The following is a 26,241-nucleotide window of genomic DNA, read 5'->3' as shown; positions in this document are numbered from 1 at the left end:
CGATCCACCTTCCCCCACAAGGGGGGAAGGGAAAAAACTATGCATTCCCGATCAGCACGCCGGCCGCGAACACCAGGGCGCCGCCCAGCACCACCTGGAAGGCGGCACGCAGGAAAGGCGTCTGCATGTAGCGGTTCTGGACAAAGGCGATCGCCCACAATTCGAAGAAAACCACCACCGCGGCAACCCCGGTGGCCGTCCAGAAATGCGGAATGACATAGGGGAGCGCGTGTCCGAGACCACCCAGCGTCGTCATGATACCGACGGTCAGACCGCGCTTGATCGGCGAGCCGCGGCCCGACAGCTTGCCGTCGTCGGAAGCGACTTCGGTGAAGCCCATCGAAATGCCGGCGCCGATCGAGGCGGCAAGCCCGACCAGCAGCGTCTGCCAGGTGTCGTGCGTGGCAAAGGCAGCGGCAAAGATCGGCGCCAGAGTGGACACCGACCCGTCCATCAGCCCGGCCAGCCCTGGTTGCACATAGGTGAGGATGAACTGGCGCTGCTCGGCGCTGGCCTCCTCGGCCTTGACGGCGCCCGGCACATGTTTCTGTTCCAGCCGCTGCGCCAGGGTCTCATGGCCCAGTTCGGCCACCGCCAGATCGTCGAGCAGTTTTCGCGTCGAAGCATCTGCCGTGCGCTTGGCCGCCTCGACATAGAAAAGGTAGGCTTGCCGCTCCATCGCCTCGGCATGGCTGCGCACGTGCTCGATGCCGAGCGGCCGGACCAGCCAGTCGGGCTTGCGCTCGTAATAACCCTTCACATGTTCGCGCCGGATCAGCGGTATGCGCTCGCCGAACCGCTTGCGGAAAAGCTCGATCAACGCATCGCGATGGCCATCCTCTTCCTCGGCCATCTCCTCGAACACTTTTGCCGATTGCGGGAAGTTTTCCGTCAGCCCGTCGGCATAGGCCCGGTAAATGCGACCGTCATCCTCCTCGGAGGAAATGGCCAGCGCCAGGATCTCCTGTTCGGAGAGCGATTCGAAGGGGCGGCGGCCGAAGCCGAAAACACGGGAAAGCATGAGGAATTCACCCTAGTTTAGAATAGTTCTAAACTAGGGTTTTGAACACCTTCGGTCAATTGCGCGCTTGGGTCGCGGTCAAGAATTGTTGAAGCCCCGCGCCCGCGGTGACTCTTCATTATCAGTGAATGTTCACCTATATTGCTGGACTCAAGCCAAGAACAAGGAACCGGCAGATGACGGCAAAACAGCCTCCGCACCCCTATGATCCCAAGCCCGTTCTCGATCTCATCGCCAGCATCGAGGCCGACCTGCAGCGCCTGAAGGGCCTGGTCGAGCAGCAGGTCGAGAAATTCGACCCCGCCAACCCGCACAACAAGGCGCCGGACGGCAAACTGACGGAGGAGGGCGTCGAGTGCTGCTACCGCATGTTCGACGAGGGCAAGTCGCGCTACTCGGTCGCCCAGCAGATGAAGATATCCTTTGCCGCTGCCAGCCACCGGTTCAACAACTGGCGCAAGCTGGGTGGGAGCAAGCGGCAGAGGGCGCTGTTGGGCTGAACATGGGGGATGTCTGCGGGACAGCGCCCCCCTCTGTCCTGCCGGACATCTCCCCCTCAAGGGGGGAGATTGGCAGCTTCGGCGTCCCGCTCACCTTGCAGCGTTAATAGGTAGCGAAGTCGACTGAGTGCGTAATCTCCCCCCTCGAGGGGGAGATGGCCGGCAGGCCAGAGGGGGGCGTGCAGCCGTGGTGTTGGCGACCGTCCCGCTAAACTTTGTAACGGTCACATTTTTCCCATGGTGCGCCACATCTGTTTGCGGGCATCATGAAAAGACCCTGTCCACTGGACCTCACATGAACGCCATATCCCTTCCCGGCATCGCCGACATCCACGCCGCCGCCGCGCGTCTCTCCGGCTTGATCATCGAAACCCCCTTGATCGAATCGCAGGAGCTGAACAGACGCTTCGGGGGCCGCATCCTGTTCAAGCCGGAGACGCTGCAGCGCACCGGCTCGTTCAAGTTCCGCGGCGCCTACAACAAGCTGTCGTCGCTCAGCGAGGCGGAACGCAGCCAAGGTGTCGTCGCTTTCTCATCGGGCAATCATGCGCAGGGCGTCGCCGCCTCGGCCGCGATGTTCGGCGTCAAGGCGGTGATCGCCATGCCTTCGGACGCGCCGGCGATGAAAATTGCCAACGTGCGCAAGATGGGCGCGGAGGTGGTCCCGTTCGACCGCTTTCGCGACGACCGCATGACCGTGATCCGCCCTTACATGGAAAGAGGCATGGTGCTGGTGCCGCCTTTCGACGATCCGGCCATCATTGCCGGCCAGGGCACGATCGGTCTCGAATTGATGCGCCAGGCAAAAGCGCTTGGCGTCAACCTCGACGCGGTGATCGTCCCCTGTGGAGGCGGCGGCTTGTCGAGTGGCATCTCCGTTGCCGTCAAGGACGCCTCGCCTGACACCGCGATCTGGGCCGTGGAGCCCGAGCATTTCGACGACACCCGCCGGTCGCTGGCCGCCGGTGCCAGGGTTTCGAACGAGCCCGGCCATAGCTCCATCTGCGACGCGCTGCTGACCGCCGAGCCTGGCGTGATCACCTTCGAGATCAACCGCAGGAACCTCACCGGTGGCATCGCCGTCTCGGACCAGGCGGCGGCGCAGGCGATGCGCGACGCCATGGCTTATCTCAAGCTGGTGGTCGAGCCCGGCGGCTGCGTGGCGCTGGCGGCACTGTCATCGGGTGAGATCGAGCTGTCCGGCAAATGCGTTGCCGTGGTGCTGTCCGGCGGCAATGTCGATTTCGGGACGTATGCCGGGATCATGGCGGCTGCTTGAGACGGCGATGTCCAAGGGTATCTGATGTGGAGTATCTGGCGACAGGCTCCGCCTTGGATCACTCCTCGCCCGCCGCCAAATCGTCGCCGCGCTGAGCATGGTCATCTACCGCCCGCTCACTCGTTCCGAGCTGCCCGACGATACGGCATCCCTTGCCCGCACCCTCATCGGCAAGATCGTGGTGCGCGAACTGCCCGAAGGCATCGCCAGCGGCCGCATCGTCGAGACCGAGGCCTATGTGACCGGTGACGCCGCCGGGCATGGCTACCGGGGGATGACGCCGCGCAACCGTTCGCTGTTTCTCGAACCCGGGCACGCCTATGTCTATCTCGCCTACGGCATCTCCTACATGCTCAACGTTTCGAGCGAGATGGCAGGGGTCGGAACCGGCGTGCTCATCAGGGCGCTCGAGCCGCTCGAAGGCATTGCGCTCATGCGGCTCAATCGCGGCATCGACCGCTTGCGCGACCTGGCGCGAGGACCGGGAAGGCTGGCCCAGGCATTGCGGATCGATCGTTCCCTCGACGGGCTCGATCTTTGCCGCAAAGGCCCGCTATGGCTGGCAACCGACGAGCATCAAGCCGGCGACATCGCCCAAGGCGTCCGGATCGGCATTACAAAGGATGCCGATCGCCCGCTGCGGTTTTACGTCAAGGGGAGCGCCTTCGTCAGCGGCCCGAAATCGCTCAACGGTTAGTGGCAGTTACAAACCATGGAGATTGGCGAAAGCATTTCTCCCTTCCGCAAAGGCTGGTGCCAAGACTGGAGGTCGTGCGGCATCTAATCCAGCGTCCGCCTGAACCGCACCAGTGCCACGCCGGCAAACAAGACCACGAACACCACCAGCCAGCCGATCTCCGTTGACACTGCCGGCAGTTCCGCGCCCTTCAGCATCACCGCGCGGGTGATGCGCAGGAAATGCGTCAGCGGGAAGATCTCGCCGAAGATTTGCGCCCAGTCCGGCATGCCGCGATAAGGAAACATAAAACCCGACAGCATGATCGACGGCAGGAAGAAGAAGAAGGTCAGTTGCAGGGCCTGCATCTGCGTGCGGGCGATGGTCGAAATCGTATAGCCGAGCAGCACCAGCGCCAGCACGAAGATCAGCACGGCGGTCAGGAGCAGCGACATCGACCCGGTGAAGGGGATTGCGAACAGAAGCTTCGCCGCCGCCAGCACCACCACCACCTGCACGCCGCCGACCGCCAGATAGGGCAGCACCTTCCCCATCATGATCTCGAGCGGACTGGACGGCATGGCCAGCAGGTTCTCCATCGTGCCGCGCTCGGTCTCGCGCGTCAGCGCGATCGAGGTCATCATCACCATGGTCATCTGCAGGATGACGCCGAGCAGGCCGGGTACGATGTTGTATTGCGAGATGCCTTCGGGATTGTAGCGCCGGTGTACGACGACATCGAGCTGGCCCTTGGCGGCCTCGGCGGCGGCTTCCTGCGTGCCTTGCGCCCTAAGCAGCGCCTGGCTGGCGACGGTGCCGAGCGTCGAGATGGCGCCGCTGGCCACCGCCGGGTCGGTGGCGTCGGCCTCGATGAGTATCTGCGGGTTGTTGCCGCTCTCCACCCTCCTGGCGAAATCGGCGGGGATGGTGACGACGAAGGCGACGTCGCCGCGCGATATCAGGAACTCGGCTTCGGCGGCACTTTGTGCGACATGGTCGAAACGATAGTAGCCGGTGGTCTGCAGCGCCGCGACAATGGCCCGCGTGTAGGGATCGTTGCTCGTCGCCACGAGTGCTGCCGGCAGGCTTTTCGGGTCGTTGTTGATGGCGTAGCCGAAAAGCACCAGCTGTATCAGCGGCACGCCGAGCATCATGGCGAAGGTGATGCGGTCGCGCCGCATCTGGATGAATTCCTTGATCAGCAAAGCGCCAAGCCGGGCGAAGGAAAAGACGCTGTTCATGCCATGTTGTCCTTCGACCCAGACATGAACTGGATGAAGACGTCCTCGAGGCTGGTTTCGCCGGGCGAAACTTTCACGCCCTTGTGCTCTTTCTCGACATCGGCGAGTGCGGCTTCGAGCTTCTTCTTGTCGGAGCCGACGACATGCAGCGTCGCGCCGAACGGCGCCACCTGGTCGACGCCGGGGCGGCCCTGAAGCGCTTCGGCGACCTGATCGAGCCGCGGACCCTGCAGGACGAAGGTGGTCAGCCCGGCATTTTTCACCACCTCGGCGACCGTGCCGGTGGCCAGCATCTTGCCGTAGGAGATATAGCTGATGCGGTGGCAGCGCTCGGCTTCGTCCATGTAGTGGGTGGAAACCAGCACGGTCAGCCCGCCGCTGGCCAGGCGATGGATCTCGTCCCAGAACTCGCGCCGCGCCTTCGGATCGACACCTGCTGTCGGCTCATCGAGCAGCAGCAATTTCGGCTTGTGCATGATGCAGGCGGCCAGCGCCAGCCGCTGCTTCCAGCCGCCCGACAAGGTGCCGGCCAGCTGGTTGCGGCGCGACGTCAGGCCGAGGTCCTCCAACGTGCGCGCGACATGGTCTTCGACCGGCTTCAGCCGATAGAGGCGCGCCACGAATTCGAGATTCTCGCCGATCGTCAAATCCTCGTAGAACGAGAATTTCTGCGTCATGTAGCCGACTTCGCGCTTGATGCGCAGGCTGTCGGTGCGGATGTTGAAGCCGAGTACCGTGCCTTCGCCTTCGTCCGGCGTCAGCAGGCCGCACATGATGCGGATGGTGGTGGTCTTGCCCGAACCGTTGGGGCCGAGAAAGCCGACGATCTCGCCCTCGGCGACCGACATCGTCACATGGTCGACGACGGTCTTGTCGCCAAAACGCTTGACCAGGCCATGGACGTCGATGGCGTTCATCTTGCGCTGTCCGCGAGATCAACATCGACGATCTGGCCGGGCTGCAGCGGCCCGGCATCGCCCTCCGGCCGCGCCTCGACCAGATAGACCAGCTTCTGCCGGTTCTCCAACGAATAGATCACCGGCGGCGTGAATTCCGGATCCGGCGACACGTAGCTGACGCGCGCCTTCACATCCGGGCCGCAGCCGTCGCAATGGACGCCGAGCAAGGTGCCGACCTTGACCGAGGAGAAGGCGCTCTCCGGGATGTAGACGCTGAGCTTGACCGCACCGTCGGGCAGGATCGAAATCACCGGCGCGGTCGGACCTGATGTGTCGCCCGGATTGCGGATGACATCGTTGACGCGGCCCGGCGAAGGCGCTGCCAGCACACGCTTCGACAGCCGCCATTGCGCCTGCTCCAGGGCCGCCTGCGCCTGCTTGACCTGGTTGTCGGCGGCCTTGATCGTTTCGGGCCGTGCCGGCAGGCCGCCGACCGCGAGATTGGCATTGGCCTGGCCGACCTGCGCATTGGCCGTTTCGAGCGTGGCCGACGCGGTGTCGAAATCGGCCTGCGTACCGGCGCCGCGCTTGAACAGATCGGCGGCGCGGTCGTATTTGCGCTTGGCGTCGGCGGCCTGGGCGCTGGCCATGTCGACCTCGGCCTTCAGCACGGCGATCTCTTCCGGCCGCTTGCCGATCTGCAGGTCGGCCAACTGCGCCTGCGCCTGGGCAAGGCCGGCCTGCGCCTGCGCAACCGCGATCTTGGCATCGGCACTTTCCAGCGTCACCACGGTCGTGCCAGGCACCACACGGTCGCCGCGCTTCACCGTGACGGTCTCGACCTGCGCCACCTCGATCGGTGCCAGCAGCACATAGTCGCCTTCGACATAGCCGACGGCCAGCGGGGCAGCCGGGGCACAGGCCGAGAAGAGCTGCGCGGCGAGCGGCAGCGAACACAGAAAGCTCATGGTCTTTGCCCCTTCATGCTTTGCTCTTTTTGGAAGCCAATATGGCCTTGAGATTACCCGATGTGACCGCCACCACCTTGGCCGCCTCGGCGGCGCCGATGTCTTTCCAGCCCATGCGGCGCATCACCGCCTCGCGGCCGATGCGGAAATAGATGACCTGGCCAATCAGCGTGAACACGGTGAGCCTTGTGGCCTCGCTTTCGGCGGGCTCGCCGGTCGCCTGTTCCCAGAGCTGGCACAGCCGGCGATGCGTCGGCTCGAAGACGCCGTCATAGATGCGGTCGAGGGCTGCCGTCGGATGCGAAAGCTCACGCAACACGAACTGCACGATCTCGCCGGCCTGCGGGCTGGCCACGACAAAGCCGACCATCCGCTCCAGCGCCGCGAAGAGTAGCGCTTGCGCCGCCTCCGGATTGGCTGGTCCCGGCGCAGGCGCCTGTACATTGCCGAGCGCCTGGCCGGCTACACCCTGGATGGTCTCGACGATAAAGTCGGCTGCAGCGGCGCGAAGACCCTCCTTGCCGCCGAAATGATAGGCGATCGAGCCTATATTGGCTCGCGCCTCGGCGGCGATCTCGCGCGTCGAGGTGCCATCGAAGCCCTGCCTTCCGAACAGCTTCAGCGCCGCCTGGACAAGGGCCGCGCGCGTCATCTCGGCGGGCTCGCGGCGAAGAATGTTGGGCTCAGGCAGTTTGACCATGAGCGCAATTTAATCAATCGATTGATTAAAGTCAAGTTCTGTTCGTCATTATCTTGCCATCGACGGCGGCAAACGCTTTAGTGCGCGGCCATGGGCAAGGAAGTCGAACGAAAATTCCTGGTCACCAGCACCGCATGGCGGGAACTGGCCGAGGCCAATATCCGCATTCTCCAGTTCTATCTCGCTGCCGGCCCCGGGCGCACGGTGCGTATCCGCATCAGCGATGGCGGTTCCGCCAAGCTGACACTCAAATTCGGCAGCAAGGCGCGCGAACGCGACGAATTCGAATACTCGATCCCGCTCTCGGAGGCGGTGGAGATGCTGGACTTTGCCATCGGACGTGTCATCGAGAAGACACGTCACCATGTTAGGCACCGTGGCTATCTCTACGAAATCGATGTTTTCGGCGGTCCGCTTGCGGGACTTGTGATCGCCGAACTTGAGACGCCGGAGGACGTGCCGGACGAAATGCTGCCTGATTGGCTCGGCCGCGAAGTCACCGGCGAGTCAAAATTCTACAACGCGTCGCTCGCCCTTGGGGGGATACCGGAGATCGCCGCATGAGCTTTCGTATCGATCCGCGCCTGCCGCTGACCGGCGAGGTCAGGCGTATCCTTGCCGAGGAAATCGGCAAGGCGCTGCATCACCTTGACGCCGCACGGAGCCGGCCGGAACAGGCGCTGCACAAGTGCCGCAAGCGGCTGAAGAGCGCCCGCGCCCTGCTGCGGCTTGTTCGTTCCGGCGACGAAACATTCTGCGAGACCGAGAACCAGTGCTATCGCAATGTAGCCGGCCTGCTTGCCGGTCCGCGCGAGGCGACAGCGCTGATCGAAACCATCGACCGGCTGGCGGCGAGCTTTCCCAAGGAGAGCGCCGACGATGGGCTTACTGCTGCGCGCGACAGGCTGATCGCGCGCCAGCATGAACTGCACGAAGGCAGCGGGCTCGAGGCGGCGATCGGCGCGGCGACCGCCGCTTGCGAGGATGGCCTCAAACGCGTCGAAGCGTTGGCCTTGCCCGACCAGCCGGAACAGGCGGCCGACGTGCTTGCCGAAGGTGCCCGCGTCACGCTGCGCCGTGCCAGGAAGGCGCTCGACAAGGCCAGATCGCGGGGCGCGGCCGATGATTTCCACGATTTGCGCAAGGCGGCCAAGACCCACGGCATGCATCTGTCGCTGCTCGGCAGGCTGTGGCCGACACCGATCAAGGCCCGGCGCAAGGCGGTCGACGAACTGGGCGAGCGGCTGGGCGACCTGCACGATGTGCTGGTGATGCGCGCGCTGCTCGAGGCCGACGACCAGCCGCTCGGGCTGCCCGAGGACACGAAACTTCTGGGCAAGCTGTTGAAACGGTCGGAGAAGCAGCTGAAGAAGAGCTGCCTGGCCGAAGCGGCCGAGCTGTTCGGCGACAATCCCAAACGCTCGACACGCAAACTGGCCCGCAAGGCGCGCGACGATCTGGCTGCGCCGCCGGAAGAGGCCGCGGCATCGTAGGACGCTCTTCCTCGCGCTCCGGACGGGGGAGGAAGGCGTGCGCTAGCCCTCATTACCCGCCCATGCTAATCGCCATGGGGCATGACCGAGCCCGGCGACACGCTTCTGGATCGACTTGGCCGCTGGCTTGCCGGCCGGCTGCAGGGAGAATCGTCCGGCTACGAGCCCTACACTCCGTCCGATGCCGAAACGCTGCGCCGCACGCTTGAGCCGGGCGACATCCTGCTGATCGAGGGCAACCAGAAGATCTCGGCGGCGATCAAGTACCTGACCCAGTCGACCTGGTCGCATGCGGCCTTCTATATCGGCGATGCCTTGCCCGCGCCGGAAGACGGCTCGGAGCGGCCGCGCCTGATCGAGGTCACGATCGGCGAAGGCTGCGTCGCCGTGCCATTGTCGCGCTACCGCACCTACAACACCCGCATCTGCCGGGCGAGCGGGCTGGCGCCGGAGGATCGCGACAAGGTCGTCGCCTTCATGATCGGCAGGCTCGGCCTGAAATACGACCTCAAGAACATTTTCGACATGCTGCGTTTTTTCTTGCCCACACCGCCGGTGCCGGTGCGCTGGCGCCGCCGCATGCTGGCCTTCGGCTCCGGCGATCCGACACGGGCGATCTGCTCGACGCTGATCGCCGAGGCCTATGGCCAGATCCGCTATCCGATCCTGCCCGAAATCACCCGTGCGCCCGGCCGAGCCTCCGCGCAGTCGAACTATTCGCGCAAGGAAATCCTGCACATCCGCCACCACTCGCTCTACACGCCGCGCGATTTCGACCTGTCGCCCTATTTCCGCATCGTCAAACCGACGCTGGAATATGGTTTCGACTACCGGCAGATGGTCTGGGACGACAAGGTTGCCGATCCCGGGGCAAAGGCCGCCGAATAGACGCGATCAAATGAGTCCAACGGCATGGACGGCACGGCACGGCAGCGCCGCCCGGCAGGCGGCGCTTTGGCGTCAGTGCTTGCAAGCCGCAGCGCGCACGTCCGAGGGAGTGGCGTCATAACGGCGGCGGAACGCCCGGTTGAAATAGGAAAGATCGTTGAAGCCGGCCTCGTAGGCGATCGCGGTGATGCTGCGTCCGGCATGGCGCGGATCGCCGAGCATGCGATGGGCACGCGCCAGCCGCTGGTTCATCATGAAATCAATCAAGGATGTGCCATCGCTCTCGAACAGCTTGCGGACATAGCGGGCCGACAGTCCGTGGCGGGCGGCGACGTCCCGCGCCGACAGGTCGACATGGCCACCATGCGCGACGATATCGGCCTTGATGGCGCGCAAGCGGGCAACGCTGACGCCACGGCCGCGCGCGATCTGGGCCGCATCCCTGGTCGCGCCCATGGCGAGTGCGGCAAGGTCGAAGACATGCGTCGTCGCAAGGTGGCAGGCCTCCGCAGTCAACTCGTCTCCGACCTCCTGGATCGAGCTGATATAGTCGAGCAACAGCCGCATCGCCCCGCTTTGGGTCGGCAAGGGCCGCATAAGGACCGCTGCCGGATCGCCGATCAGAGGCGAAAGCTGCTTGCGCGAAAAACTCATATTGATGAAGCGGAACCCGCCGGCGCCGATCAGGTTGAAGCCAACCTCTTCACCGCTCATTATCAGCGCCTGGCCGTTGCCGACCGCCTCCTCGCGGCCGCGGTGCTTCATCACGCTGCCCCCATCGAGGGCTGCCAGAAGAACGAAGTCGTCGTTGTCGATCAGCGACGATGTGCGATGCACCCGGAATTCCGATGAGCTGCCGGTGGCGATGCCGAGGCCCGGCAACGCGCGCACCCGCATGTCGATCTGCGCCGGCGCCAGCGGATCGAGGTCCACCCTCAGAACCGTGCGGCCGTAAACCTCGCGCGTAATCTCGACGCGATCCCGCTCCGGAAACATCTCCGTCGCCAGCCTGAACGAAGCTGATGGCCCCATCGTCGCAGTCATCGACACCCCCATGCCAAGAGCGCGGTCATATGCGCCGCGGCCTGCAAAACGTCAATACCGGGCCGTTTTGGCCGCTTTCAGTGCCGTTCTGTCCAAGCTGTCCCCCTTTGATGCCCCTAGTTTGCGGCGCGATTCCGAAACCGGGACCGTATTGGCGGCAATCCAAGGGGGCACGATGTTTCATTTGCAACTGTTCAAGACGCTGTCGGCACTGGCTGCGGCGGGCTTCAATCCGCGTGCCTATCTGCTGTCGATCGCGTTGGGCAACACGGTGACCGATCACCGCGAGGTCAAGCTGCCGCCGCGCGCTGCCCGATGATGAGGAGCACCATGAAAAAAAGCATTTTCGTGGCCCTGACCATTGCCCTGGCGGGCTGCCAAACGGGCCAGGCCGACAGCAACCCGGCATCGATCGCGAGCGCGGCCGGCAGCAACAAGGCCCGGAACGAACCATCGACGGAAACCGCCTGCGCCGAGGCCGCGAAGAAGGCGGCGAAGGCGCAGACCAATGCGGCTCTGCTCGGCGGTGTCCTGTCGATGGCGGGGGGTCTTGGCGGTCTGGCCGGCAATGGTGGGGTCATTGCCGGCCAGGCCGCCTCGATCGGCGGCTCGGTTCTGCAGTCCCAGGCGACGAGCAGTGCCCGGGCCGGCGTTGTGGAGGACTGTTATGGCTGAGCGGCGTTTCGCAGCCATGCGCCGGCTGGCCGGCGCGCTCGCACTTGCCGGCATGATGTTCGACAGCCCGCATGCCTTGGCGCTGACAGCGCGGGATGCGTCGGCGGTCGTCGGCCTGATCGAGGCCTTGCAGCCCGAATTCGGTCAGTTCGCCTATGACGAGGAGATCGCCGCCGACTGGTACGAGCGCGATGCCGCGGACAAGGGCTTGATCGGCACAGCCGGCTTCACCGCCGACAGCTGGAAGGTCGCGCTTGGCGAGACCATCCGCGGGTTCCTGGCGACGATGCCGGTCGCGGAACTCGATGCCATTTTCGTCAAGCTCAGGAATGCCATATCCGGCATGAGGGAGCTGACCGACGCACAGAAGACGGAGACCATCGCGGCCATCGACGAAGAGGTCGAAGGGTTGATGGCTTTGCGGGCCGAGGGCGACCCCTTCGCCGATGTCGTCAGGCCGCTGACGCCAAAAATCCGCAGCCTCATCCTCGGCCCGGCGATGGGGCGATAGGATGTTGGGCAAAAGCAAACGGGTGGCGGGAAAAGCAACTCCGAGCGGGAGCCTCGAGGCCGAACATCGCGGCATTTTTCCAACCACGGCACGTGTCAGGCGGGGCAGCCCGATCGCAATGCTTATCTGCCTGCTGGCTTCCAGCTGCAGCCAGACGGCCGCCAGCCCGCCGATCACGCCAGACCAGCATGCGCAATTGGCGGAGCTGGCGGCCGGCCCGGACTCGCCGGAAGGTCTTGGCGAAGCCCTGGCTGCAGTCGAGGCGACCAAGAAAATGCAGGATTGCCGGGCGCGCATGAACGAGACCGCCGGGCAGATGAAGATGATGGGCGCGGTCAATGGCGCCGTCGGCACCGCCAGGGCCGTGCGCGGCCAGCTCAGCCGCCAGATGCAATCATGCTGAGACGATTGCGAGCTCCTCGAGATCGCGCAGATAGAGGAACATCGAGGCCTCGCTCAGGCCCTGCGAGCGCATGATGCCTTCAGGCGTGAACTTTCCGACAGATGCAGGCGCTTCACATGGCGGCTATATCATGCCGAAACCGCAACAGCACCCTGGTTTTCGGCTCTGTGTTCGACCCAGACATGGACCGGTTCATCCCGACCGCGGATGCTCACCGGTCCATGATCGCGCGCATTCAACTGTGTCGTGGGCGATTCCGCCTTCGCGGCTTCTATCAGTCGTGACCCAAAGCAAATGTTTGCCTGAAGTTCACGGCAAAGCGCCTGCAAACGGCTGGCGACGTTGACGGTGTCGCCCACCACCGCGAAGGAAAGATTGCGCTCGCTGCCTACTGCACCGATGACGACTGCGCCATATTGTGCACCGATCCGAACGTCCAGCGACGGGTATCCCCTGGACACCCGCTGCACATTCCAGTCTTCGAGAGCGGCGATCATCGCTTCAGCGCACTGGATGGCTCGGGTCGCGTCGTTATGGCTGGCTTGCGGAACCCCAAATGTGGCCATGATGCAATCGCCGATATAGTTGTCGACGGTGCCATGGTGGTCGAAAACGACCTGCTCCATGCGACGGTGGAACTGACGCAGAAGTTCGAACACTGCTTCGGCCGGATGATCCTCGGAATAGTGTGTGAAGCCGACGATGTCGGCGAACAGTACCGCGATATCCTGCCGGCGGACCGGACCGAAGGGCTCGTCATCCGCGGCGAGCTGGTCGACGACATTTGGCGAAAAATGCCGGGCGAGATTGGCGCGGGCGCGCTCTGCCTTGACATAGTCTTCCGGCAGATGTCGGGAACGAGAGACGACCAGCGCCATGATCGCGCCGATAATCAGCACAACCAACACGTTGGTCGCCTGCGCGAATGTGTCGACGAAATTGGGATTGAGATAGAGGTTCAGTCGCTCTGTCGTCGGCAGCGAATAGAGGTTCGTCGCCGGAAGGACGGTTCCCGCATGAAGAATCACCCATCCCACCCCGATCGTCCACGTCAAGGCTGCGAGCGCTCCGAGATAGAGCGCCAATCGGGTCGAAAGGGTCAGCGCGCCAAGGCACACGAAAATCAACAGGAATTTGAAGCTGCCTTCGCGCAGTTGCATCGCGGCCGGCGCGACCTCCAGGGAAAACGGGTTGGGCGTTACCAGCAGAACGGTCAACAGAACGATGTCCAGCGTGCCGACGAGATAACCGATCCACCATGGCGCGTTGCGACGGCGCGCAAAGCGAAACTGGATCAGGCCGACGAGCTGGAACAACATGAGGCCCGCCAGCACGAAGAGCAGAGAGGATCCCAGCGGCTGATTAATGAAAAGAAGCAGGAGATCACGGCGAGCGATGCCGTACGCGCCCAGAACTGCAATGCAGCACCTTGGCGTTCTGCGCGCTCTCGCAAATTTCTCAGCCGTGAATAGCGGCGAAGTTCAAGTGTTGGCGCGGTCGGCATAGGATCACTTCGATTTCGCGGGGACGTGTCACGCATTTGGCAAACCCGCCTTCTACTGGCAAATCAGTGCGCGAACTCTACCATGATTGCGGTTTCATTTTTGAAACGCGGCTGCAAAGAGTAAAATGTCCGGACAAAGGACCACGGTGAAAGCTGAAGCAGGATAGGCGGAGGCTTCCCTGTTCAGGTCACGAAGATTGGTGCATTCGACGCCGCCGCGAAGCGACTTTCCTTGCATCTGGGACTAAAGTGAGCCCGCTCGCCTAAAGCGTGCTCCCCGCTTGCTTGAGATCAAAAAGTTGACGTTCAAGCGACCGCCGGCCGGCAAATCCCGGCCCCTACCCCGCCTCGATCTTGCCTTTCAGCTGCGCCCGCGCCTCCTCGATCGACGCTGCATAGGTCACCAGCGGACGCTTCACGCCGTGGTTGATCAGCATGCGCCGGATCTGCGGCGCGGCGCCTGATATGATGAAGCGGACGCCGGCGCGCCTGGCCTTGTGGGCGGCGCCCTCGATGACGTTGGCCGCCGTCGAATCGAAGAACGGTACGGCCGAGCAGTCGAGGATGAAGTTCCTGCGCTGGTCGGCGATGCGGTCGAGTACGGTGCCGACGGTCGATGCCGCGCCGAAGAAGAAGGCGCCCGAGATGCGGTAGACCACGGTGTCGGCGTCGGTCGCCTCGCTGGCATCGTAGGCGTTGGCGCTGTCGGCGACATCCTCCTGCACCAGCGGCTGATCGGCCTCTACCGCAGTCGACTTGGCCATGCGGTCGATGAACAGGATCGAGCCCAGCACGAAGCCGACGACGATGCCTTCGGTGAGATCGCGGAAGATGACGAGCAGGAAGGTCGCCGTCAGCACCAGCGCATCGCCGCGCGAGGCACGCAGCAAGGTGGCGAAGGCCTGCTTCTCGAACATGTTCCAGCACACGACCGCCAGCACGCCAGCCAGGGCTGCGAGCGGGATGTAGCTGGCGAGCGGCGCCGCCACCAGCATCAAAGCGAGCAGGATGGCGGAGTGGACGATGCCCGAAACCGGTCCGTGGGCGCCGGCCCGCACATTGGTCGCGGTGCGGGCGATGGTGCCGGTGGCGCAGATACCGCCGAACAGGGCGGACGCGATGTTGGCGAAGCCTTGCGCCACCAGTTCGCAGTTGGAACGATGCCGCCGGCCCGTCATCCCGTCGGCGACCACCGCCGACAGCAGCGATTCGATCGCGCCGAGCAGGGCAAAGGCAATGGCATCCGGCAGCACGTCAATCATCCTGCCCAGGCTCACCGGCGGCAAGGCAGGCATTTGCAGGCTACGCGGGATGCCGCCAAAGCGAGTGCCTATCGTCTCCGCCGGCAGCGAGAGAAGCGCCACGACCAGCGATGCCAGCCCGATGGCGATGAGCATGGCAGGCCATGTCGGCCGCCAGCGCTTCAGGCCGGCGATGGTGAAGATGGTCAACACCGCCACGAAGGTCGCCGCAAGATTGATGGTGCCGGCCGCCTCACCGACCGCGATCAACTTCGGCACCAGCGGTCCCGGCTCCCTGCCGGCAAGCTTCAGCCCGAACAGTTCGACGATCTGTCCTGAAAAGATGATGACGGCGATGCCGGCGGTGAAGCCGACCGTCACCGGATAGGGAATGAACTTGATGTAGGTGCCGAGGCGGAGATAGCCGATGGCGAGCAGGAAGACCCCTGCCATCATCGTTGCCAACAGCAGTCCATCGATGCCGACCCGGGCAACCGTCGCGGCCACCAGCACGATGAAGGCGCCGGCCGGACCACCGATCTGGAAGCGGCTGCCGCCGAGGGCCGAAATGATGAAGCCGCCGACGATCGAGGTGTAGAGGCCGCGCTCGGGCGTCACGCCCGAGGCGATGGCGATCGCCATCGACAAGGGCAGCGCGACGATGGCGACCGTCAGCCCGGCAATGGCGTCCGCCTTGAAGTCGGCGAACGTGTAGCCCTCGCGCCAGACCGTCACCAGCTTCGGCGTGAACAATTCGGAAAATGTCGGTTTTACCGGCCTATGGGCCGACCTGTGGGCCGGTTGATGCACTGCCCGCTGCGTCTGGTCCATGGACTGCCTTTCGCACCCTGAAAGGCGGCGGGATCGTCGGCAGGGCTGTCGGCGGTCGCCGTCGCGACTTTATGCCGGCTCAGCCTTGGGATCCCGCGGCACGGCAGGCTTGAGGCGCACGCCCCGGCCGCCGCGCTCGCTGGTCTGGTTCTCGCCGATCAGCTCCACCCCGGCCTCGTCGAGAGCCTGGATGACCTTCATCAGCGTGTCGACCACGCCCCTGACCACGCCATCGCTCGCCTCCATGCGCTGGATGGTTGGAAGCGAAACGCCGGCGCGCTCGGCGAGCGTCTTCTGATCGATGCCGGCCAGCGCCCTTGCGGCGCGCATCTGCGCGGCAGTGATCATCGGCCGGAATCCCCGTCTGAGTCTGCAGGAATAAGGTATAATACCATCATTGTGATGTTTCAAGCATTAGTATGAACGTCTGAGACGTAAGGGGGCGGCTGACCGATCATTAGATACTTCCCGGGATTGTGCCTAGGGTGTCCATCTAGGCAGGGGGTAACGCGGTTGAATTCTTCAAGACCTTCATGACCTGGGCGGCCTTGCTGTCGGTGGGCTGCGGGCACGGGCTGATCGACCGGCTGATCTAGTCTCCAGTCTCGCTGTCGCCGTTCAGGCGCTGCCCGCGCCATCGCTGCCACGCCCGGGCAGCGAGCCAGCACAGCATCGCCCAGACGAAGCCGGCGCACCAGCCGGCAAGCACATCCGATGGCCAGTGGACGCCAAGATAGATGCGGCTGATGCCGACCAGCAGCGTCGTCAGCACCGCCAGCGACAGCACATAGATCTTCGTCGTTCGACCGGGCAGGAAGCGTGCCGCCAGCGCGCCGAGCGTCAGATAGGTCACGGCCGACAGCATGGCGTGGCCGCTCGGAAAAGACAGCGTCGTTTCGTTGACGAGATGCGAGACGAGTTCGGGGCGCGGCCGGTCGATGCCGGCTTTCAGCAGGCTCGACAGCACCTGACCGCCGGCCACCGCCACGAAGATGAAAAGGGCGGTCGCCGGCCTGCGGATAAGCAGGAGATAGACGATTACCGCCGTCACGATCAGCACCAACACGCTGCCGCTGCCAAGACTTGTGATGTCGCGCATCGCCCCTTGCAGCCACAGCGGGCCGATCGGGCTGTCAGGGCGCCCCGCCTGGCGGAAGGCGAGCAGGATCTCGGTGTCGAAGGCGTGCGGCGTGGTGGCGCGCGCAATCTCCATCAGCTCCTCGAATCCCCACAGGCCGGCGGCGATGACCAGGCCGGCCAGCAGCACCGGGAATTCGACCCGGTTGAGCAAAGCGTTCGCGGCGTTCTTCATCGGCAATTCGCCCGTTACAGCCGGCCTTGCAGATAGGGTCCCAGCGTGATCAGCGCCACCGCTGCGATCGCCAGCATGATGCCGGTCGCCTGCAGCGCATTGACGCGCTCGCCGAAGAAGACCAGCGCCACGACGTTCACGGAGACCAGCTGGATGACGGCGGAAAGGCTGAACGACACCGACATGCCGAATTCGCGGATCAGCCGCAGCATGATCAGATTGCCCAGCGAATAGAGCGCCAGCGTCAGCGCTATCTTGCCAAGGCTCGGCGCAAGGCCCCATTGCTTGGCGGCTGTCGCCGCCAGCAGGAAAATGACCGTCGAAAAGCCGAGCTGCAGCAATCCCGAAAAACTCAACGTTTCGCCCCCTCTCGAAGCGGCTCCCGCCGCATGCGTCGCGGACGTTGTTTCCCAAGCGCGCCGGGACGTCAAGCGACCTCGACCAAACGAAGCCCTTGGCAATGGCAAGCCGGAAGCTCAAAGTACTAACATCGCCCAATCTGTCGGTTCGAAGGGCGGTCAGGGGCTCATGATTCGCAGTTTTCAAAACCTGATGCGGCGCTGGAGCGAGCTTTCCCTTGCCCTGCAATTCGTCGTTGCCGGCGGCTTTGGCCTGCTGGCCGTCATGTTGGTGGTGGGCACCTGGGTGACGGCGCAGATCCGGGACGGCGTCATCCGCAATTCGGCCGCCACGACGGCGCTCTATGTCGACAGCGTGATTGCGCCGTTGCTTCCCGACTTGCGCAAGGACCAGGAGCTCAGCGAATCCGTCAAGCAGGCGCTGGACGAGACGCTTGGCCAGGGCGCGCTCGGCAAGCGCCTCGAATCGTTCGTGCTCTGGCGCCGCGACGGCACGGTTCTCTACGCCAAGGAGGCGTCCCTGATCGGCCGCCGCTTCGGTCCGAGCGACAATCTGCGTTCCGCCTTCGAAGGCAATGTCGTCGCTGAATTCAATACATTCGATGATGATGAACGCGAGGAGAAGGCTATCGGCTTGCCATTGCTGGAGATATACAATCCCGTGCGCGAGCCCTGGTCGGGCGAGGTGGTGGCGGTCACCGAGTTTTATGAGATAGCCGACGATTTCCAGGCCACCCTGGCGTCCGCCCTGTGGTCGAGCTGGCTGATCGTGGCCGGCGCGACGCTCGCGGCATTCCTGCTCCTGTCGGGCATCGTCCTGCGCGGCAGCCGCACCATCGACGATCAGCGTGGGGCGCTGCGCCGCCAGGTTTCGGAGCTGCAGGGTCTGGTGGTGCAAAACAGTGCTTTGCGACTGCGCGTGCAACGGGCCTCCCGCCGCGCCACCGCGCTCAACGAAAGATATCTGCGCCGGATCGGCGCCGACCTCCATGACGGCCCGGCCCAACTCGTGGCACTGGCGGCGCTGCGCATGGACAGCCCGATATTTTCCAGCGATGGCCATTCGAGCGTAAGCCGTTCGACCGAGGTCGCAATGATCCGCAAGACACTGGAGGACGCGATGCGCGAAATACGCGGCATCTGCACCGGCCTTGTTTTGCCGCAGATCGAGACGGCTGCCGCAACCGACATTCTGCGGCTGGCGGTCAAGGAACACGAGCAGAGGACGGGAACGTCGGTGACGCTGACGCTGACCGGACAGTTGCCGGAGCCCGGCGCCTCCGAGAAGATCAGCATCTATCGTTTCGTCCAGGAAGGGCTGAACAACGCCTATCGCCATGGGTTGGGCAAGGATCAGGCGGTGAGTGCGGGGATGAAAGGTGGCCGGCTTTTTGTCGAAGTGTCGGACGGCGGACCCGGTTTCGATCCGGCGGCACGGGTCGAGGGTCTCGGCCTCGCCGGCCTCAGGGAGCGGGTCGAAAGCATTGGCGGACAGTTCGAAACCTTGACCGGGCCGCAAGGTACGCGTTTGGTGATCCGTCTATCGGTCGAGGAGCAAGCATGACTGGGACCATTCGCATCGCCATTGTCGACGATCACCCCCTCTTTCGCGAAGGTGTGACGCGCAGCCTTTCGGAGATCGGAGGCTTCGAGATGGTTGGCGAGGGCGCCACGGCGCAGGATGCCGAACGCCTCGCCACGACGGTGCGGCCCGACATCTTGCTGCTCGATATCTCCATGCCGGGCGGCGGGCTGACCGCCGTCGCAAGCATCCTCGCCAGCCATCCGGCCCAGAAGATCGTCATGCTGACCGTTTCGGAGGCCAACGCCGATGTGACAAAGGCGCTGAACGCAGGGGTGAATGGCTATGTCCTCAAAGGCGTCGGGTCGCGCGGGCTCGCCGACATCCTGCGCAATGTTGCAGCCGGCGAAAGCTATCTGTCGCCGACGCTGTCGGCCCGGCTGCTTTCGGATCTCCAGTCCCAGCAGCCGACCGATGGCATTGCGGAACGGCTGCGGCAGCTCACCGATCGGCAGACGGAAATCCTGCGGCTGGTGGCTGAGGGGCTGAGCAACAAGGAAGTCGCCTTGCGGCTTGAGCTGCAGGAGAAGACCGTCAAGCATCACATGACCGGGGTGCTGTCGAAGCTCAATGTGCGAAACCGCACCGAAGCGGCCTTGATGATGCGTGAGTTGCGCGACCGCGACAGGCCTTCCTAGAGCAACTAGAGCATGATGCCGAAAGGTGTGAAGCGGTTTTCGGAAGACATCATGCTCTATCTCTTTGATTTAGAGGCGGATTCATTTTTCAGGCCGCTTCGACCTGAAATCATCCGAATTGCGCAAAACAATAATTGAACGGTTGCGTGCCTCCGCAAGGTGCGGACCGCGCAAAAGCGCGTCGTGCCTCGGGACTGGCGTGGCACCGCCAAAAACGAGGTCACCTCCGCCGGGGGGCGGCGGAGGTGACATGTAAGGCTGACCGTTGCCTGTTGGCCAGCTTCACAAGGCCTTGAGACGATCGGCATCGGCCGGCGTGGCCTGGCGGTCGATGATCGTGCGACCGAGCGCGTCCTTCATGCTGAAACGTCCGTTCTCAAGCTTTTCCGTTATGCCGTCGGGATGCCGGACCGTGATCTTGTTGCCGGTCACGTCGACCTTGTCACCGGTCTTTGCATTGACGTGGCTTCCGCTCTTACCCTGATTGGATCCCGATTTGCCGCTATTGCCGCTGTTGCCATTCCCGCTGTTCCCGCCATTGCCGCTGTTCCCGCCATTGCCGCCGCCGGAATTGCCGCCGTTGCCGCCGCCACCACCGCTGTTACCGCCACCCTTGGCGTATGCGCTGGCAGTGTGGATGCCGGAAATGGAGCCGTCCAGGACAATTTGGTAGGGAGCAATCGTCAACGCCAGCGCCGCTGCCGATTTGAGCGCCAGCCGGCAACAACGGGTCGTGACCGATCTGTGCATTTTGATCTCCGACGACTGAGCCCGGCGCGCCCCACCCCAACGTTGCAGTGCAACAACATTGCCGAAAGACGCGGCGCCCGGAAGCGACCTCCGACCGTTGCGGTTGTCAACCAGGACCTTTGAAAGCGCAAGATTGGACTAAAGTCCCAAGCGTATGCTACATTAGCTTCGCATGAACGGCGCCGCGACCGCCATCGCTAAATGGGAGACTCGCTTTCCCTACGCTGACGACGGCAGACGCCGAACATCAAGTCACCTCCGCCGGGGGCGGCGGAGGTGACTTTGTCGAGCCGGCTTTGTCCGTTGATCGGTTGCAGCGGCTGACGCCATGCGCCGTCGCAGGATGCGCGGCGAAACATGCCGCCGAAGGTCTCCTTCATCTCGAAAAGACGATTCCGGAGCAGTTCACGGCCTTCGGGAAGGCTGAGCCAGCGCTGCGCGTAATGCCAGTCGCGTCTGAAAGGTCCCCAATGTCACGAAAATGTGACCCGGCGATTATAAGGGGGGTCAAACAGGTACCCCACGCTCCAGCCACCCAACAGCCAGAGGCAAGCCACCATGACTGACCTTCGCTCCCCCGACACCCGATTCCGCACCAGCCTGCTCGAGGAAAACGACGGCCCGGCCATCAACGCCTCCGACAACCGCACCATGGGCGAGATCATCGCCGCGCGGTTCTCGCGCCGCGGCTTCCTCAAGGGCTCGCTGGCCGTCTCGGCCATCGCCGCCACCGTAAGCCCGCTGGCGCTGATCAGCGCCGACGAGGCCCGGGCAGCGGAAGGCTCCGCCTTCGCGTTCGACGAACTCGAGGCCGGTATCGACGACAAGCACCATGTCGCGCCGGGTTACGATGCCGATGTCCTGCTGCGCTGGGGCGATCCGCTTTTTGCCGATTCGCCCGACTTCGACCCGACGAAACAGTCGGCCGAGGCCCAGGCGAAACAGTTCGGCTACAACAATGACTATGTCGGCTACATTCCGATCGACGGCTCGGCCGAACATGGCCTGCTGGTGGTCAACCACGAGTACACCAATCCGCATCTGATGTTCCCGGGCATCGTGAAGATCGTCGAAAAGGACGGCAAGAAGTCGGCAGAAGTCGCGCCCCTCTCGAAGGAGCAGGTCGATGTCGAGATGGCCGCCCATGGCGGCACCATCGTCGAGATCCGCAAGGACGGTGGCAAATGGCAGGTGGTGCGCGACGGCAAGCTCAATCGCCGCATCACCGCCAACACCGAAATGGCGCTGTCCGGCCCCGTTGCCGGCCATGACCGCGTCAAGACCAAAGCCGATCCGTCCGGCACCAAGGTTTTCGGCACCGTCAACAATTGCGCCGGCGGCGTCACGCCCTGGGGCACCTATGTGATGGCCGAGGAGAACATCCATGGCTATTTTTCCGGCGAGCTGCCGGAAGACCACAAGGAAGCCGCGAACTACAAGCGTCTCGGCATTCCCGAAGGCGCCTATGAATGGGCGGCGCATTACGAGCGTTTCGACCTCGCCAAGGAACCCAACGAAGCCAACCGCTTCGGCTGGATCGTCGAGGTCGATGTCAACGACCCGACCTCGACGCCGAGGAAGCGCACCGCCATGGGCCGCTTCAAGCATGAGGGCGCCGAATCGATCGTCGCCAAGGACGGCCGCGTCGTCTTCTATCTCGGTGACGACGAGCGCTTCGACTACGTCTACAAATTCGTGACCAGGGCCGCGTTCAATCCGAACGACCGTGCCGCCAACAAGGACCTGCTCGACGATGGCACGCTGCATGTCGCCAGGTTCGCCGAAGACGGCACGGTCGAATGGCTGCCGATCGTGTTCGGCCAGGGGCCGCTGACGGCTGAAAACGGTTTCACTGGCCAGGCCGACGTGCTGATCGAGACGCGCCGCGCCGCCGACCTGCTCGGCGCCACCAAGATGGACCGCCCGGAAGACATTCAGCCCAATGGCGTCAACGGCAAGGTCTATGTCATGCTGACCAACAATTCGAAGCGCAAGGCCGACCAGGTCGACGCCGCCAACCCGCGCGCCGAAAACGCCTTCGGCCACATCATCGAGATCGCCGAGGACGGCGGTGATTTCACGGCCGCCAAGGGCAAGTGGGAAGTGCTGCTGAAATGCGGCGATCCCTCGGTTGCCGATGTCGGTGCCACCTTCTCGACGGCAACGACGGCCAATGGCTGGTTCGGCATGCCCGACAATTGCGCGGTCGATTCGGCCGGGCGTCTCTGGGTCGCGACCGACGGCCAGGGTCCGAAAGCCACCGGCCGCACCGATGGCTTATGGGCGGTGGACACGGAGGGGGCGGCGCGGGCGACCTCGAAACTGTTCTTCCGCGTGCCGATCGGCGCCGAAATGTGCGGTCCGCTGTTTGCGCCCGACGACCAGACCGCCTTCGTCGCCGTCCAGCATCCGGGCGACGGCGGAGAGGACTGGGAAGCGTTCGGGCGCCCGTCCTACTATGAGGACCTGTCGACGCGCTGGCCCGACTTCAAGCCCGACATGCCGGTGCGGCCGTCGGTCGTCGCCATCACCAAACAGGGCGGCGGCAAGATCGCGGTCTGATTGCCCACTCGTATGGGCAGCAGCGGAGCAGAATTTGCGCCGCTGCTGCGCCTTGAGCCGCGGCATGTATCCCTTGGGCTGCGGAGCAGCTCCTGGGGTCTGCGCCGCGTCGCTTCGCCCCTTGCTCCGCCCCAGGATGGCGAGGCGACGGGGGGAAGTCGGTCAAGCCTCGGGAAAGATTGGCAATTTAAACATGGCGCTCTAGGTCTTTATCAGGAGATCGCCATGTCGAAGTCCGTCTATGACCGTGGCTTGCTCAAGCCAGCCGATATCGCCAAGCTGCAGCGCGTGTTCGACGAGGCCTGCCGGCGGCGCGAGGCACATCCCGATTCCGCCGACGCGCGGGAAATCGCGCTTAACCTGCTCGCTTTGCACAATGCCGGCATGGTGGAAGAGGACATGCTGATGGAAGCCGTCGGTTTCCGGCGGCTGGAACCGAAATCAGCGTGATGCGCTGGATTGGTGCGAGGCCGACCTTGCAATTCGTTTGGCGATCGCCTTGGCCAGGATGCCGGCATTGGCGAAGCAGCCGCGAATGCTTGGCCGCATGCCGGTGAACCACAGACCGGGCAATTTTGGATCGGCTTCGCCACCGTTGAAGAGCGGAACGCCCTTGGCGTCGAGCACGCCGAGCTTGCCGACCATGGGCTCCAGCCCCGTGCGGTAGCCTGTCGCGGCAATGACGATGTCGGGATAGATCAGGCTGCCATTGGCCAGGATCACGCCATCGCGGGTGAATTCCCGTATGCCCGGCACGACGGTGATCTTGCCGGCCTTGATGGCGCCGACGGCGCCGTCGTCGGCGGCGATCGCGGTGTAATCCGAGCTCAGGCGGCTGGCGCCGCCCGCAGGCGCGGGCGGCAGGCCGAATTTGGTCAGGTCGCCGAAAACCAGCCGCTGCGTTGCCGCCATCACCGCATCGGCGAGCCGCAACGGCAAGCGCGCCATGATCGGCGAAAGCCGGTGCACGGCGATCTTGCAGATGCGCTTGGGCAGCAGGGCGGGACCGTTGCGGGCCGACAGCCAGATGGCGGCCGTGTCTATGCCGGCCAGATGATTGAGCGCATCGAAGCCCGAATTGCCGGCGCCGACGACCAGCACTTTTTGGCCCGCATAGGCTTGCGCGTCACCGAAATCCGCCGAATGGATGATGCGCCCGACGAAATCCTTCATGCCTTTCCATTCGGGGGTGAACGGCTGCCTGTCGCGGCCGGTGGCGATGACGACATTGCGGGCCAAGCGCGGTCCGGCGCTGGTGCGCAATGCCCAGTGATCGCCCTTGAAGGTGATCTCTTCGACCGCGACGCCAAACTGCACCGGCAGCCGGTTCTCCTTCTGGAAATCGTTCATGTGGCGGATGACGACCATTCTTTGCGGAAAGGCGGGCGTGCCAGGGGGAAAGGCGAGACCAGGCAGCGAAGAAAGATCGCGATGGGTGTTGAGATGCAATTGCTGGTGGCGCCGGTGCCAAGGCTCGGCCAGCCGGCTTTCCTTTTCCAGGATCGCCGTCGGCACGCCGGCGTTCATCAAGGCATGCGCGACGGCCAGTCCGGCAGCACCGGCGCCGATGACGATTGCCGGCTCGACCGTGGTCGGCAGAGCCGCAACCGATCTGATTGTCGTATCAGTCATTCACTCGAATCCCATTGGACGTCCCGCCGTAAGGCTCGCAGGACGCTGTAACCGTTTGATCGCGCGCAGGATCCCCTGCAGCAAACCGCGGCCGAATTTCGAGCGATGCGATTTAGCGCCACACGCCGGGCCGCGGTTGCGCTCTATATGGCATATGCGCGATATCAACGGTAATCAGGTCGCGGCAATGTGATTGATTCGAGGCCTTGGGTGGCTGGCGGGTCTCGGTTATCCCCCACGCGCATGCCCGAAATCGAGTCCGATTTTCGAGTCATGCGCAGAATCAAAGTGTTACAGCACCTTGGCGCGTCCTGGACGGCCGGCGCTGTAGGCGGCACGCGGAATCTCGACCATGCCCTCCTTGCGGTTCTATTTCGACAAGATCCTTGAGGCCGCCGCGCCCGAGGTCGAGCGGCAGGCGCTGACCCATATCGAACGCCTGGCACTGGTGCGCCGCTATGGCGACTTCTCGCTCGCCTATTCCACCGCCGTGCAAGGCAAGCTTTCCTATTTCGGCGATGCCGACGGCTACATCGCCTTCGGTACCAAGATGAAGCACCATTTCGCGCTCGGCGACCCGGTGGCGGCTCCGGTGCGTCGGGCCGATTACATCAAGCGTTTCGTCGAGACCGCCGGCAGCCCATGGTTCGTGCAGGTCGGCGAGGACACCGCACGCGTGCTGGCCGGCCTTGGCTACAAGGTCAATCGCCTCGGCATCGACACCCGCCTCGCCCTGCCCGAGCATGATTTTTCCGGGAAGCGCAACGAGACCGTGCGCTACTCCGAGCGCTGGCTGCTGAAGAAAGGCTTTTCGTTCGAAGAGGACAAGCGCACGATCTACCTCGACGAGATCGCCCGGCTTTCGGAAAACTGGCGCGGCGACCGCATCGTCAAGCGCTGGGAGATGGGTTTTCTCAACCGCCATTTCGCCGACCATCTCGGCACCGACATGCGCCGTTTCGTCCTGCACGGTCCCGATGGCGAACTGGTCGCTTTGCTCGACTTCGACCCGTTGTTTGCCGACGGCAAGGTCATCGGCTACACCACCGCCTTCAAGCGCAAGCATCTCGACGCCTCACCGCATGCCGAGATCGGCCTGACCAAGTTCGCCGTCGACCGTTTTCGCGAAGAGGGCATCTCGGTGGTCACGCTCGGCCTGTCGCCGCTCGTCGATGTGGGCCCGAGCGGATTTGCCGAAAGCGATTTCTGGCGCAATGCCTTCCAGCGCGCCTATTCTTCGCCCTGGGTCAATCGCCGCAGGTTCAACCTGCAGGGCCAGGCGGCGTTCAAGCGCCGCTTCCACGGCGTCGAGGAGCCGGTCTACATCGCCTTCCGCCAGGGAACGTATGTCGAGATGCTGGGGCTGCTGCGGCTGGTCAAGGCGATCTAGGTCTGGCGATATTCAGGTGAGGCCGGCCTGCAAATGGCGGCTTCCTGCGCTTCCTGCGCTTCCGGTGCTCACGTACGAAAAGTACGCTCCGCTCCGGTTCTCGGAATCCACCATTTTCGACTCGGCCTGACCTGAATCTCAA

28 protein-coding genes are annotated in these 26,241 nt (G+C 63.9%); 15 read left to right on the top strand and 13 right to left on the bottom strand.

Annotated features, from left to right (window positions below; genetic code table 11):
- Positions 1-37: 37 nt before the first annotated feature.
- Entirely contained in the window at positions 38-1,021 is a 984-nt protein-coding gene (mbfA, locus tag AC0L24_RS14115; protein WP_127269751.1) for an iron exporter MbfA, read from the bottom strand.
- Positions 1,022-1,197: 176 nt separating this feature from the next.
- Between mbfA and AC0L24_RS14110 the strand changes: the two genes are divergently transcribed.
- The 3 genes from AC0L24_RS14110 (at position 1,198) to AC0L24_RS14100 (ending at position 3,497) form a co-directional block, all read left to right on the top strand.
- On the top strand, positions 1,198-1,521 hold the full coding sequence (locus AC0L24_RS14110) for a hypothetical protein (RefSeq protein ID WP_127808486.1): 324 nt from the start codon (positions 1,198-1,200) through the stop codon (positions 1,519-1,521).
- A gap of 295 nt (positions 1,522-1,816) precedes the next feature.
- Positions 1,817-2,800, top strand: a complete 984-nt coding sequence (locus tag AC0L24_RS14105) for a threonine/serine dehydratase (RefSeq protein WP_127808488.1) — start codon at positions 1,817-1,819, stop codon at positions 2,798-2,800.
- Positions 2,801-2,897: 97 nt separating this feature from the next.
- A complete protein-coding gene (locus AC0L24_RS14100) occupies positions 2,898-3,497 on the top strand; it encodes a DNA-3-methyladenine glycosylase (protein ID WP_127808490.1) in 600 nt (199 codons plus the stop codon).
- A gap of 83 nt (positions 3,498-3,580) precedes the next feature.
- Here AC0L24_RS14100 and AC0L24_RS14095 read toward each other — a convergent pair whose 3' ends face one another.
- Genes AC0L24_RS14095 through AC0L24_RS14080 form a run of 4 tightly spaced genes read right to left on the bottom strand, consistent with a single transcriptional unit; the run spans position 3,581 to position 7,284 of the window.
- The gene (locus AC0L24_RS14095; protein ID WP_127808492.1) at positions 3,581-4,717 is read right to left on the bottom strand and encodes an ABC transporter permease; all 1,137 of its coding nucleotides are present in this window, start codon (positions 4,715-4,717) and stop codon (positions 3,581-3,583) included.
- On the bottom strand, positions 4,714-5,634 hold the full coding sequence (locus AC0L24_RS14090) for an ABC transporter ATP-binding protein (protein WP_127808494.1): 921 nt from the start codon (positions 5,632-5,634) through the stop codon (positions 4,714-4,716). Before AC0L24_RS14090 ends, AC0L24_RS14095 begins: the two co-directional genes overlap by 4 nt.
- A complete protein-coding gene (locus tag AC0L24_RS14085) occupies positions 5,631-6,584 on the bottom strand; it encodes an HlyD family secretion protein (protein ID WP_023813487.1) in 954 nt (317 codons plus the stop codon). Before AC0L24_RS14085 ends, AC0L24_RS14090 begins: the two co-directional genes overlap by 4 nt.
- A 13-nt stretch (positions 6,585-6,597) precedes the next feature.
- Positions 6,598-7,284 (bottom strand): CerR family C-terminal domain-containing protein, encoded by a 687-nt coding sequence (locus tag AC0L24_RS14080; protein WP_127397826.1) that lies wholly within the window; start codon positions 7,282-7,284, stop codon positions 6,598-6,600.
- A 90-nt stretch (positions 7,285-7,374) separates the two neighbouring features.
- Between AC0L24_RS14080 and AC0L24_RS14075 the strand changes: the two genes are divergently transcribed.
- The 3 genes from AC0L24_RS14075 to AC0L24_RS14065 all read left to right on the top strand — a co-directional run bounded on the left by AC0L24_RS14075 (position 7,375) and on the right by AC0L24_RS14065 (position 9,665).
- Complete coding sequence (locus tag AC0L24_RS14075; RefSeq protein WP_127268427.1) at positions 7,375-7,848, top strand: CYTH domain-containing protein; 474 nt, start codon at positions 7,375-7,377, stop codon at positions 7,846-7,848.
- Positions 7,845-8,777 (top strand): CHAD domain-containing protein, encoded by a 933-nt coding sequence (locus AC0L24_RS14070; protein ID WP_127268426.1) that lies wholly within the window; start codon positions 7,845-7,847, stop codon positions 8,775-8,777. Before AC0L24_RS14075 ends, AC0L24_RS14070 begins: the two co-directional genes overlap by 4 nt.
- 81 nt (positions 8,778-8,858) lie before the next feature.
- Positions 8,859-9,665 (top strand): C40 family peptidase, encoded by an 807-nt coding sequence (locus AC0L24_RS14065; protein WP_127808496.1) that lies wholly within the window; start codon positions 8,859-8,861, stop codon positions 9,663-9,665.
- 72 nt (positions 9,666-9,737) lie between these two features.
- Here AC0L24_RS14065 and AC0L24_RS14060 read toward each other — a convergent pair whose 3' ends face one another.
- Positions 9,738-10,709: an AraC family transcriptional regulator gene (locus tag AC0L24_RS14060; RefSeq protein ID WP_473563867.1), complete on the bottom strand. Its 972-nt coding sequence runs from the start codon at positions 10,707-10,709 to the stop codon at positions 9,738-9,740.
- Positions 10,710-10,884: 175 nt separating this feature from the next.
- Between AC0L24_RS14060 and AC0L24_RS14055 the strand changes: the two genes are divergently transcribed.
- From AC0L24_RS14055 to AC0L24_RS14040, 4 genes are all read left to right on the top strand, one after another.
- The gene (locus AC0L24_RS14055; protein WP_127331916.1) at positions 10,885-11,028 is read left to right on the top strand and encodes a hypothetical protein; all 144 of its coding nucleotides are present in this window, start codon (positions 10,885-10,887) and stop codon (positions 11,026-11,028) included.
- Between the two features lie 11 nt (positions 11,029-11,039).
- On the top strand, positions 11,040-11,384 hold the full coding sequence (locus AC0L24_RS14050) for a hypothetical protein (protein WP_127398858.1): 345 nt from the start codon (positions 11,040-11,042) through the stop codon (positions 11,382-11,384).
- Positions 11,377-11,895 carry a hypothetical protein gene (locus AC0L24_RS14045; protein WP_128307096.1) on the top strand — a complete coding sequence of 173 codons (519 nt, stop codon included), beginning with the start codon at positions 11,377-11,379 and terminating at the stop codon, positions 11,893-11,895. Before AC0L24_RS14050 ends, AC0L24_RS14045 begins: the two co-directional genes overlap by 8 nt.
- A 118-nt stretch (positions 11,896-12,013) precedes the next feature.
- On the top strand, positions 12,014-12,298 hold the full coding sequence (locus tag AC0L24_RS14040; RefSeq protein WP_292682818.1) for a hypothetical protein: 285 nt from the start codon (positions 12,014-12,016) through the stop codon (positions 12,296-12,298).
- 128 nt (positions 12,299-12,426) lie between these two features.
- Here the strand turns inward: AC0L24_RS14040 and AC0L24_RS14035 are convergent, their stop codons facing one another.
- From AC0L24_RS14035 to AC0L24_RS14015, 5 genes are all read right to left on the bottom strand, one after another.
- Positions 12,427-13,515, bottom strand: coding sequence for an adenylate/guanylate cyclase domain-containing protein (locus tag AC0L24_RS14035; RefSeq protein WP_473563866.1), 1,089 nt, complete (start codon positions 13,513-13,515; stop codon positions 12,427-12,429).
- A gap of 625 nt (positions 13,516-14,140) precedes the next feature.
- Entirely contained in the window at positions 14,141-15,874 is a 1,734-nt protein-coding gene (locus AC0L24_RS14030; RefSeq protein WP_473563865.1) for a SulP family inorganic anion transporter, read from the bottom strand.
- 69 nt (positions 15,875-15,943) lie between these two features.
- Positions 15,944-16,222 (bottom strand): helix-turn-helix domain-containing protein, encoded by a 279-nt coding sequence (locus AC0L24_RS14025; protein ID WP_127320695.1) that lies wholly within the window; start codon positions 16,220-16,222, stop codon positions 15,944-15,946.
- Positions 16,223-16,466: 244 nt separating this feature from the next.
- Positions 16,467-17,186 (bottom strand): phosphatase PAP2 family protein, encoded by a 720-nt coding sequence (locus tag AC0L24_RS14020; protein WP_127267185.1) that lies wholly within the window; start codon positions 17,184-17,186, stop codon positions 16,467-16,469.
- A 14-nt stretch (positions 17,187-17,200) separates the two neighbouring features.
- On the bottom strand, positions 17,201-17,542 hold the full coding sequence (locus AC0L24_RS14015; RefSeq protein WP_013528672.1) for a hypothetical protein: 342 nt from the start codon (positions 17,540-17,542) through the stop codon (positions 17,201-17,203).
- Positions 17,543-17,714: 172 nt separating this feature from the next.
- Here AC0L24_RS14015 and AC0L24_RS14010 point away from each other — a divergent pair, with 172 nt between their 5' ends.
- The gene (locus tag AC0L24_RS14010) at positions 17,715-19,109 is read left to right on the top strand and encodes a sensor histidine kinase (protein ID WP_292635536.1); all 1,395 of its coding nucleotides are present in this window, start codon (positions 17,715-17,717) and stop codon (positions 19,107-19,109) included.
- Positions 19,106-19,765 (top strand): response regulator, encoded by a 660-nt coding sequence (locus tag AC0L24_RS14005; protein ID WP_023813468.1) that lies wholly within the window; start codon positions 19,106-19,108, stop codon positions 19,763-19,765. The genes AC0L24_RS14010 and AC0L24_RS14005 overlap by 4 nt, the downstream gene beginning before the upstream one ends.
- A gap of 282 nt (positions 19,766-20,047) precedes the next feature.
- Here the strand turns inward: AC0L24_RS14005 and AC0L24_RS14000 are convergent, their stop codons facing one another.
- Positions 20,048-20,515 (bottom strand): hypothetical protein, encoded by a 468-nt coding sequence (locus AC0L24_RS14000; protein WP_473563864.1) that lies wholly within the window; start codon positions 20,513-20,515, stop codon positions 20,048-20,050.
- 558 nt (positions 20,516-21,073) lie between these two features.
- Here AC0L24_RS14000 and AC0L24_RS13995 point away from each other — a divergent pair.
- Complete coding sequence (locus AC0L24_RS13995) at positions 21,074-23,077, top strand: PhoX family protein (protein ID WP_473563863.1); 2,004 nt, start codon at positions 21,074-21,076, stop codon at positions 23,075-23,077.
- A 225-nt stretch (positions 23,078-23,302) separates the two neighbouring features.
- Positions 23,303-23,527 carry a hypothetical protein gene (locus AC0L24_RS13990; RefSeq protein ID WP_013528677.1) on the top strand — a complete coding sequence of 75 codons (225 nt, stop codon included), beginning with the start codon at positions 23,303-23,305 and terminating at the stop codon, positions 23,525-23,527.
- On the opposite strand, the gene AC0L24_RS13985 is transcribed toward AC0L24_RS13990, so the two are convergent.
- Positions 23,519-24,709 (bottom strand): flavin-containing monooxygenase, encoded by a 1,191-nt coding sequence (locus tag AC0L24_RS13985; RefSeq protein ID WP_473563862.1) that lies wholly within the window; start codon positions 24,707-24,709, stop codon positions 23,519-23,521. The two genes, AC0L24_RS13990 and AC0L24_RS13985, sit on opposite strands and share 9 nt — an antisense overlap.
- A gap of 352 nt (positions 24,710-25,061) precedes the next feature.
- On the opposite strand from AC0L24_RS13985, the gene AC0L24_RS13980 reads away from it, so the two are divergent.
- Complete coding sequence (locus AC0L24_RS13980) at positions 25,062-26,099, top strand: phosphatidylglycerol lysyltransferase domain-containing protein (protein WP_473563861.1); 1,038 nt, start codon at positions 25,062-25,064, stop codon at positions 26,097-26,099.
- The last annotated feature ends 142 nt before the right edge of the window (positions 26,100-26,241 follow it).

It is taken from the genome of Mesorhizobium sp. WSM4809 (assembly GCF_055811655.1).
This window is presented reverse-complemented; position numbering and strand designations above follow the sequence as displayed.